This is a genomic window from Microcystis sp. LSC13-02 (assembly GCA_002282935.1).
Lineage (GTDB): Bacteria > Cyanobacteriota > Cyanobacteriia > Cyanobacteriales > Microcystaceae > Microcystis.
Map to the genome: position 1 here is coordinate 1 of MTBT01000103.1, position 8,861 is coordinate 8,861.

An 8,861-nucleotide genomic window follows, 5' to 3' on the forward strand; every position below is an offset into this window, starting at 1 on the left:
TTTGCCGTTTAATCCTGTAGTGCTTGACCCACTACGAATGACTAAGCTTTCAGACTTTTAAGTAAGTTTGAGTAAGTTTAGTTGAGCGGTAAAATGAGTATAGACGACCACCGCTTATCGATCGCTAATAGTAATTATGCGTGTATTTGTACTACTTTTTAACGCAGGCACAGAAAACGAAGGTATCCACACCATTCAAATGGGAGCTATCAATAAGGTGTTGATGTTTGAATCGGAAGATGATGCCACCCGTTATGCTCTGCTGTTAGAGGCACAGGATTTTCCGACTCCCACGGTAGAGAAAATTGATTCGGAGGAAGTGGCAGAATTTTGTCGCGACGCCGGCTATCAAGCGGAAATGATTGAAGCGGGTATGTTGGTAATTCCCCCCGAAAGCAATGCCGAGGAGTTGGATTGGCAAAAAGAGGAAGTCCCCCCCGCCGAGGAGGAGTTTTCCGAGATTCCCGATGCGGAGTTAGACAGCATCCGTCGTCGTCTAGAAGGACTTTTGTAATAAACCTCTTGTAAAAATCGAAAATTGTCCTGCTTGGTTAGGAGACAGGAGACAGTAGCCAGTAGTCAGGAGTTCGGAGTCAGAAGACAGGACAATAAATCGGCGTTGTTCCCTGTTCCCTGTTCCCTGTTCCCTGTTCCCTGTTCCCTGTTCCCTGACCACTGATAACTGATCACTGATCACTGATCACTGAATATGACAACCGTGGGGGAATTGGGCGAAAATTTGGTGGCGGATTGGTTGCAATTACAGCAATGGCATATCCTCCAGCGTCGTTGGCGTAGTGCTGGCGGTGAAATCGATTTAATCGTCTTGTCTAAATCTCAGGCGACTCTCGCTTTCGTCGAGGTTAAAACCCGCAGTGCTGGCAATTGGGATTTAGGGGGCAAATTAGCGATCAATGACCGTAAACAAGGGAAAATTTACCAAGCTGCCCAGATATTTCTCGCCTTTTATCCCCAATGGTCTGATTTAAGCTGTCGCTTCGATGTGGCGTTAGTTAGTTGTCAAAAAAGTTCTCTATTAGCTTTACCTGAGTTTTCCCTTGATTATCCCTGTCAGCTACAGGCAGGTTATCAATTGCAATTACAGGAATATCTCGTGGCGGTTTTCTAAAAACACAATAGGCCCGCCTAGGGAGGCGGGCTTCATCTTGTACAAACGATATGAACTCCTAAAAAATTAACGGACTCAATACAATAGAGGTTTACAGAACCCACAACAGTCTATCTGTCAACTATCAAGATTCCTCAGTTTACCGACTCAGGTGCTGATTACGGCTCACTCCATCTGTCCTATATCGAGCAACAGAGGCGAAACCATACTTTACTTTACAAACTTTGAGAATCTGCGTCCGATTTAGCTGTTGCGTTGATCTAGAGCAGGTGGCACAGGCTCTAGGTCTTTTTGCCTGGAAGGAAGTTGAGTCGCTTCCCTTGTGCCTTATGTCTTTAAGATAACACGTTTGTCAGGACTCGATCGACCTTGTGATTAAAGTTTACACTTATTGATTTTTAGCAAAAATTGCCGTTACAAAACTATATATAGGGTCGGCTGAAAAAGTTTTTCCTAGGGGCAGGGTGTAGGGTGTGGGGTGTGGGGTGTGGGGTTTTACTTTTTAAACAGGATTTAGTATCACTATAAGTGGGAGAGGGTCACAAATAGAAGAGGAACCCAAAAAATGAGTCTCAAACTTTACTTTTTGCGTCATGGCGAAACCACAGCCAGTCAAGCGGGTAGTTTTTGCGGTCGATTAGACTTGCAACTAACCCCGGCCGGCTATGAAATGGCCAAGGATTTCGCTCTTGTTTATCGAGATGTGCCTTGGACAGGGATCTATTCTAGTCCCCTCAAGCGCACCATGGCCACGGCCACCCCTTTAAGCGATCTCTTAGGTATTCCCATCCACAAACGGGAAGGATTAAAAGAGATTGCCTACGGCCAATGGGAGGGAAAAACCGCAGCCGAGGTTAATCGGGAGTTTCATGATGATTATGTGCGCTGGTTAGCAGATCCGGGCTGGAATTCTCCCACAGGGGGCGAAAAAGGCATCGATATCGCTCGCCGCAGTTCGGAAGTATTAGAGGAAATCGACCATAATCACGATGATGGCCATATTTTGATCGTTTCCCATAAAGCAACGATCCGAATCATGTTATGTTCTCTTTTAGGCATTGATATCGGCCGTTATCGCGATCGAATTGCCATGCCCGTGGCCTCGGTGACGATCGTCGAATTAGCCGAACACGGTCCCCTCTTTCAAGTCATGGGCGATCGCTCTCACCTCCGCAATGACCTGCGCTTGCGAGCGGGAACCTAACCAGTCAACAGTAACCAGGAAAGCTCCGGAATTGGTCTCCTGAAAAACTATGTGCTTGATGTTATATTTTCTACGACACGGACAAACGGCCTATAGCAAAACGGGAGGATACTGTGGTACTCCAGAAAATGACCCCGGTTTGACTGCCGAAGGCATCGAAATGGCCGAGGAATTCGCCGATGTCTATCGTTCTCTACCTTGGCGTGCGGCCTACGTCAGTCCCCTACAAAGAGCTATTCAAACCGCTAAACCCCTCTGTGAAGCGGTGGGACTGAAATTAGAAATCCGCCAAGGATTACAAGAGATCGGTTATGGTCTTTGGGAAGGTATGCACCCCAACGATATCGATCGTCAATATCATGATCTCTATGTACGCTGGTTGACGGATCCGGCTTGGAATGCCCCCCCCAACGGGGAAAGGGGGATCGATATCGCCCGTCGTTCGGCGGCCGTTTTGGAGGAAATTGAACACACCCACAGTGATGGCAATATCCTGATTGTTTCCCACAAGGCCACCATCCGGATCATGCTCTGTAGTCTGATGGGTATCGATGTGGGCCGTTATCGCGATCGGTTTGAAATGCCCGTGGCCGCTGTCAGTATCGTCGAATTAGGCAGTCGTGGCCCGCTTTTCCATGGCATCGGTTTACGTTCCCACCTCAGTGAGTACCTGCGTTCTCTCCCCTGCACCTAATCAGTGATCAGTTATTAGTGATCAGATGCGAGTTTTCATGCTCAATCCAGTTATTAAAAACTGATTATTTATTCACCCCTGTGCAGGAGTGCCTCTCCTGAATATGTAGCCTATACTCAACGGATTTAGTATTACTTCCCACTTGATCATTCAATCCAAGCTTTTGGGGGGTTCTACCCCCCAAACCCCCCGTTGGGGGGTAGAACCCCCCAAACCCCCCGCGCATTAGTTTTTCGGTGGGATGCTTACACGCAGCTGCTGACACATCTGTAATCATTTAAGAGTCACTCCACTTGCAGGAGTGCCTCTCCTGATATTTAGCCTATACTCAACGGATTTAGTATCAGGTCACTGATTACTGTTTACTGTTTACTGATCACTGAAAATACTCCCCACTTCATAATTCATAATTCATAATTCCCAATTTATGCCCAAAATCCATCAGTTTGAGCTATTACCTTCCACTAATACTAAAGCTTGGCAATTGTTAGAATCGGGGGAAAATCCGCCTTTTGTGGTGATTGCTAGTCAACAAAGTGCCGGGAGGGGACAATGGGGACGGGAGTGGATTTCTGAACAGGGAGGATTATATTTATCTTTGGCGTTAAATCTTGATTTAGAGGTGGATAAATCTGCCCATCTCGTTCTCGCTACAGTTTGGGGCATCGCTCATCACCTGAATTGTCAAGAAATACCCGTTAAAATCAAATGGCCGAACGATTTGGTATTATTAGGGCGCAAACTAGGGGGAATTAACCTAGAAACCCGTATTCAGGGCCAAAACATCCCAGAAGCAGTCATCGGAGTGGGCATCAATTGGGCTAATCCTGTCCCCCCCACAGGTATTAATTTACAAGCTTTGGCTGGCAATAAAATCACCTCGATCGCTCAATTAACCGATCTCACCAGCGAGGCTATCCTATACGGCTATGAATATTACTGTAATTACGGTATAAAAAACCTATTAGCCTCCTATTTAGAACTTTTTGCCAATTTTGGTCAAAAGATAGTTTTCGAGGGCTATCAGGGCATAATAACGGGGGTAAGCGATCAAGGGGAATTAAAAGTTAAACTAACCTCGGACAATGCCAGTAGCGAAATCTATCTACCGGCGGGTAGGGTCAGTCTCGGTTATAATCAAGTCTAAATATTTTTTTGACTAAACTGTGAGAAGTGAGGCCGCCCTATGTATCCTTCATCGGTGATATTGAAACTTTTTCTGAGAAAATCCTGGAAAAAGAATCTGAGTTTATGCAGTGGTCTCGGTTTAGTAATCAGCGGTCTGATTACTCTTGCTCCCAATGCGATCGCTAATTCCGAAACTGGCAGCGAAACCCCGGTAGTGGAAAATGCCGCCCCGACTCTGAAAGCCCCCGTTATCAAAGAAAATACTAATCCTGCCCCCCGTCTGGCTATCCCCGAAAATCATCAAACCGATATGCCTACCCTTGCCCCCCGGGCCGGCGGTAAAAATAATTTTATCGATACTAGAAACTTTAACCCCCCCAGTTCCGTTGTTGTCACCGAGCGCCGCAGTGGTTGCCAAACCATCGCCCAAAATGGTCAACTGGTAGGAGGTAGCTGTAATCTGGCGGCCCGGGCCTCCCGTCGTCAGCCGGTCAGCACTGTGGCCAAACCCTTACCCCCGGTTAATCTGGCCCGGGTACGTCTCAATCCCAATCCGGCCGTGCGGGTGGGACGGCAGCCCCGAAATCAGCCGGTTATCGCTAATAATTCCCTGCGTCGTTATGCCCCCACTCTCGTGGCTTCTAGCGCCCCGGTACGTCTGGCCGCCCCGACGGTGATTGCCAGTCAGGTGGTAGCCCTCAATCCCCCGGAATGGAATGGCGTAAAATTAGCTTTGGCCCCGGTGACTCGCGCAGAAGTGGAAGCAATCAGCGAAGCGACCACCTATGAGCGCGCCACCCGTTTAAGTCCCACGGATTCTAACCAAACTCAACGCACCGATTTAATCTTTCCCCTCGCTCTTCCCGCCCAAATTACCTCGGTTTTCGGGTGGCGAAATCATCCGGTCAGCGGGAATCGGGCCATGCACGCAGGTACTGATTTAGGCGCAGCGATGGGAACACCTGTATTAGCCGCCTACGCAGGGGAAGTGGCCACCGCCGACTGGTTAGGAGGTTACGGATTAACGGTGATTTTACGTCACCTCGATGGTAGTCAAGAATCTCGTTATGCCCACCTTTCGGAAATTACCGTCAAACCGGGAGAATGGGTGGAACAGGGCGCAGTTATCGGTCGCGTGGGTAGTACGGGACTTTCTACCGGTCCGCACCTACACTTTGAATGGCGACACCTAACCGAACAGGGTTGGACCGCCGTAGATGCCGGTTTACATCTAGAATTAGCCCTCGATAATCTGGTACAGAGAATGCAAATGGCCGCAGCCACTGACTCTAATCAGAATTGATTGGTCCTGGCTGACAACTATAGCAGTTTTTGGAGCTTAAAAACGCATCGTTGAGCTTTTGCCCAATTGATGCGTTTTCATACATTCGCAGTCTTAAGTAGTTGGACAAAAATAAAGTTAACTGTGGGGTAAGGAGTCAGGAGTCAGGAGTCAGGAGACGGGATACACGCTAAGATACAAATAATAAACTTGAGAGAAGCACTTGATTAAATATGACTCTAACTGACGTTGAAGTAAATCCCTCGACTCCAGAAGATTTTTTAGATTCTGAAACATTAGTACAGGTCGATTTAATGCAGCAAAAGATTCAACAATATTTACAAACCCTATCAGTAGAAAATTTAAAGATGATTCTAGAATTTGCCGCTTATTTGTCAGATAAAGAAAGTGAAAAGGCAACGCAAGAAATTAGAGCAATCCCGAATATTATGGAACATTTGAAAGAAGCTGAAATGGATTTACAATCAGGTTGCCTCATTGATTGGGAAAGCTGAGATGACTTATAAAGTCCGTTTGACAGCTAAAGCAAATAAAGTTTATTCTGAAGCGGATCCAATCTTAAAAAAGAAGATTGCTAAGTGTTTAAAACTCCTTCAAGAAACACCGAAAAATCACCCTCAAATTAAAGCATTAAAGGGAGAATTTGCTGGGAAGTATCGCTTCCGCGTTGGAGACTATCGGGTTATCTATACAGTTGATGATAGTCAGTCTCAAGTTATCGTCTTGCTGATTGAACATCGCAGTCAAGCTTACCGCCAATAAATAGGGTTTGCTGAAAAAGTTTATTGTTGAAGTCAGTCAGGAAGCGGGAGTTTCAGGCTTTGTTGTCCTCTTTTTGCACTAATTTGTGTTCTATAAAAATGGTAATGCAAGGTTTTTGAAGCTCCCAATCCTCAGAGTGTTAATATTTCGCTAATCTCATCCAATTGGAAAGGCAAGATTTGAGAAAAAAAGGAGAAGTTAAGGAATGCGGAGCATTCGGTCTTCGATTTCTTGCCAGACGGTAGGGGAAATATTAACAGCCACTTTTTGGCAGTCGAGAATCAGGCGATTAATATAAAAATAATGCTTGTCTATTTCGCTAATTGCGTCGAGGGATAAATTAAGTAATTCAGGCGTTAAATTAAAAGCAGTATTCCACATTTTAAATAATTGATCAGCCAATTCTTCATGATGTTTTTTAGTTATTTTATCATCAGGAATAATTTGTTTTAAAGCTTCTAAATCAGCGATTAATTGGTAAAAATTAACCTTAGAAACAATTCGATACTGAGCCAATAAGTTAACTAACCGGACAGACCCATAAATGGAGATGGCGAAGATTTCGCGGTAGGCGTTGCCGTAGGCTCTGGCGATGACGTAGGCGGTGTTGTAGGAGCAGAGGCCGACGTAGGCGCAGGTACTGGTGAGGTTGACGGCGCCGAGATCGTGAATGAGGGGGTCGTTGGCACTGACGATGGCGTAGGCGTAGGCGTGGGCGTGGCAGTAGGCACTCGCTCTTCTTCCTACAGGTTTAATCGGACTATCAACAGAATCTTTAGTCATCTCATCTGCCCATTGCAAAATCGGCACTAATTTTTGACCGAGGGGCGTTTTAAGATAATTATGGGCTTCTTTCTCCATTGCTAATAACAATTTATCGGCTTTCCCTCGCATCAAACCCGCCACTAACAAAAAGACCTCTTGCCAACGAGTTTCTGTTACATAATTCTTAACTGCTTCTTCAATCAAATCATTGTCATAGATATACTGAGCCGTGAGGTATTCCTGAAGGGTTAAATGAGAAAAAGAATAGACATCTCTCGCCCGCTCTACTAAAATTCCCTGTTCAATTTCAATAGTTTTTAATACTTTTTCGCCGTCCAGATGTTGCGGAGCATTTAAGTTTTGTTTAAGGTGATCTTTAATTTGTTTAACAATTTCTCGTTTTTCTAGAAAAAGTTTATCTGCTACAAAATTCTGATAAGCAATTTCAGATAGCAAAATTTCTTCTTGCTCAATACTGAGATTTTCATAAACTAAACCGCGATTAGGTAACCGTTTTTCGGCTGACCATTGTTCCAATAAAATTCGTAACGCATCTTGATAAAGGCGACTGCGATTTGTGGGAACCGATTGATTTTCATCATAAACCAAACACAAAAAAGTCAACAATAACGGTGTATGGGCTAACTCTTTTGCACTTTTATACTCCTCCTTTTGCAACAGTTCCCAACAATTTTTAGCTGTCTCATTTTTGCAATCTAATTCGGAACTAAACCAATGTTCAATAAAACTTTGAATTTGCTGATCATCAAATTCGACAATTTCAATATCGGTAAATCGTTGAAGATGAGTTCTAGCAGCAGTGCGACAGGAGAGAATAAAACGATTTTTATAATGCCTATCTACAAAATCTTTAATTTTCTCAATCACATTATTCACATTAGCTGTTGGCACTTCATCCAAACCATCTAATAAAATTAGTAATTCTCCTTTTTCTAGTTTATTGCTAATATTTTTTTCCACATTGGGAAAACCACAGATTTTAAACTCCTCTTCAATTAATGCCTGAATATTAATCTCGTTTTCTTTAAAGTTTTTCAACTCCAGTAAAACAGGTGTTAGAGAATGCTGATAACTGCCTTGATTTCCCTTGAGAGCTTCTAGCCCAACTTTTCGCAAAAATGTAGATTTACCCATGCCGGGATCACCAAGTACCATTAAATATTGTTCTTGATTCGCCAAAAGTAAACCATCTTTTTTACCATCATCCCTAAAGTTAAACCGTCGCTGCTTACTCTCACGATATTTATTTTCTAAATTTTCATCATAATAATCCCTGACTAAATTCCCCAAACATTTGACATTAACATAAATTGACTCCAAATCCATCGGCTTAGACATTTTTAAAACCTTAATCATGCCGTGCCGATCCCAGTAACGTTGAGTATATTCCCGCAAAAAAAGATACTTTCCTTCTTTGATAAGCTGCCCGACATCTTTATTCAATAACTCATTTTTATTAATACCCTCCCACCCCGATTTAATCATTTGGCCAATAAAATTATTAGTCAATGCTGTTACAATGGTTGTTTCAATTCCTGTCATAACTTAACCCCTGTAAATCCTCTGACCCTTAGTATAAGCCAGAAAGCGGGTTTCTCAACAACCCAGAAACCCGCTTTCTCATCAACAACCCAGAAAGCGGGTTTCTCATCAACCCAGAAACCCACTTTCTTTAAGAAAGCGGGTTTCTAATCCTTAAGCCGCTAAACTGAGAATAGCTGCTTGTCCTTGGCTCTCATTTCTCAGATTGTAAAATAATGCAAATTTATCTTGAATGTCGGGGTGAAGACCCTCGCTTTTAGCGACGGGATGAAACCCCGACCAGTATAAAACAGCAAAGCACGACATTTCGACA

Annotated in this window: 9 protein-coding genes; 8 read left to right on the forward strand and 1 reads right to left on the reverse strand. The window is 44.2% G+C overall.

What is annotated here, in order from left to right:
- Window positions 1–136 precede the first annotated feature (136 nt).
- The 8 genes from BGL89_RS06205 (at window position 137) to BGL89_RS06240 (ending at window position 6,220) form a co-directional block, all read left to right on the forward strand.
- Entirely contained in the window at window positions 137–514 is a 378-nt protein-coding gene (locus BGL89_RS06205) for a DUF3110 domain-containing protein (RefSeq protein ID WP_286824946.1), read from the forward strand.
- A 195-nt stretch (window positions 515–709) separates the two neighbouring features.
- Complete coding sequence (locus BGL89_RS06210) at window positions 710–1,129, forward strand: YraN family protein (RefSeq protein WP_002765893.1); 420 nt, start codon at window positions 710–712, stop codon at window positions 1,127–1,129.
- A 565-nt stretch (window positions 1,130–1,694) separates the two neighbouring features.
- Window positions 1,695–2,333, forward strand: coding sequence for a histidine phosphatase family protein (locus BGL89_RS06215; protein ID WP_286824947.1), 639 nt, complete (start codon window positions 1,695–1,697; stop codon window positions 2,331–2,333).
- Window positions 2,334–2,382: 49 nt separating this feature from the next.
- Window positions 2,383–3,027, forward strand: coding sequence for a histidine phosphatase family protein (locus tag BGL89_RS06220; RefSeq protein ID WP_002759710.1), 645 nt, complete (start codon window positions 2,383–2,385; stop codon window positions 3,025–3,027).
- 427 nt (window positions 3,028–3,454) lie between these two features.
- The gene (locus BGL89_RS06225; RefSeq protein ID WP_286824948.1) at window positions 3,455–4,174 is read left to right on the forward strand and encodes a biotin--[acetyl-CoA-carboxylase] ligase; all 720 of its coding nucleotides are present in this window, start codon (window positions 3,455–3,457) and stop codon (window positions 4,172–4,174) included.
- 39 nt (window positions 4,175–4,213) lie between these two features.
- The gene (locus BGL89_RS06230; RefSeq protein WP_286824949.1) at window positions 4,214–5,458 is read left to right on the forward strand and encodes a M23 family metallopeptidase; all 1,245 of its coding nucleotides are present in this window, start codon (window positions 4,214–4,216) and stop codon (window positions 5,456–5,458) included.
- A 212-nt stretch (window positions 5,459–5,670) separates the two neighbouring features.
- Window positions 5,671–5,952: a hypothetical protein gene (locus tag BGL89_RS06235; RefSeq protein WP_002759713.1), complete on the forward strand. Its 282-nt coding sequence runs from the start codon at window positions 5,671–5,673 to the stop codon at window positions 5,950–5,952.
- Window position 5,953: 1 nt separating this feature from the next.
- A complete protein-coding gene (locus BGL89_RS06240) occupies window positions 5,954–6,220 on the forward strand; it encodes a type II toxin-antitoxin system RelE family toxin (RefSeq protein ID WP_002759714.1) in 267 nt (88 codons plus the stop codon).
- Window positions 6,221–6,418: 198 nt separating this feature from the next.
- Here BGL89_RS06240 and BGL89_RS06245 read toward each other — a convergent pair whose 3' ends face one another.
- Window positions 6,419–8,548, reverse strand: coding sequence for an NACHT domain-containing protein (locus tag BGL89_RS06245; protein ID WP_286824950.1), 2,130 nt, complete (start codon window positions 8,546–8,548; stop codon window positions 6,419–6,421).
- Window positions 8,549–8,861 lie beyond the last annotated feature (313 nt).

Excerpts from the sequence above, each read along its gene's own strand:
- BGL89_RS06205 (WP_286824946.1), top strand. The coding sequence starts at position 137 with ATGCGTGTATTTGTACTACTTTTTAACGCAGGCACAGAAAACGAAGGT.
- BGL89_RS06210 (WP_002765893.1), top strand. The coding sequence starts at position 710 with ATGACAACCGTGGGGGAATTGGGCGAAAATTTGGTGGCGGATTGGTTG.
- BGL89_RS06215 (WP_286824947.1), top strand. The coding sequence starts at position 1,695 with ATGAGTCTCAAACTTTACTTTTTGCGTCATGGCGAAACCACAGCCAGT.
- BGL89_RS06220 (WP_002759710.1), top strand. The coding sequence starts at position 2,383 with ATGTGCTTGATGTTATATTTTCTACGACACGGACAAACGGCCTATAGC.
- BGL89_RS06225 (WP_286824948.1), top strand. The coding sequence starts at position 3,455 with ATGCCCAAAATCCATCAGTTTGAGCTATTACCTTCCACTAATACTAAA.
- BGL89_RS06230 (WP_286824949.1), top strand. The coding sequence starts at position 4,214 with ATGTATCCTTCATCGGTGATATTGAAACTTTTTCTGAGAAAATCCTGG.
- BGL89_RS06235 (WP_002759713.1), top strand. The coding sequence starts at position 5,671 with ATGACTCTAACTGACGTTGAAGTAAATCCCTCGACTCCAGAAGATTTT.
- BGL89_RS06240 (WP_002759714.1), top strand. The coding sequence starts at position 5,954 with ATGACTTATAAAGTCCGTTTGACAGCTAAAGCAAATAAAGTTTATTCT.
- BGL89_RS06245 (WP_286824950.1), bottom strand. The coding sequence starts at position 8,548 with ATGACAGGAATTGAAACAACCATTGTAACAGCATTGACTAATAATTTT.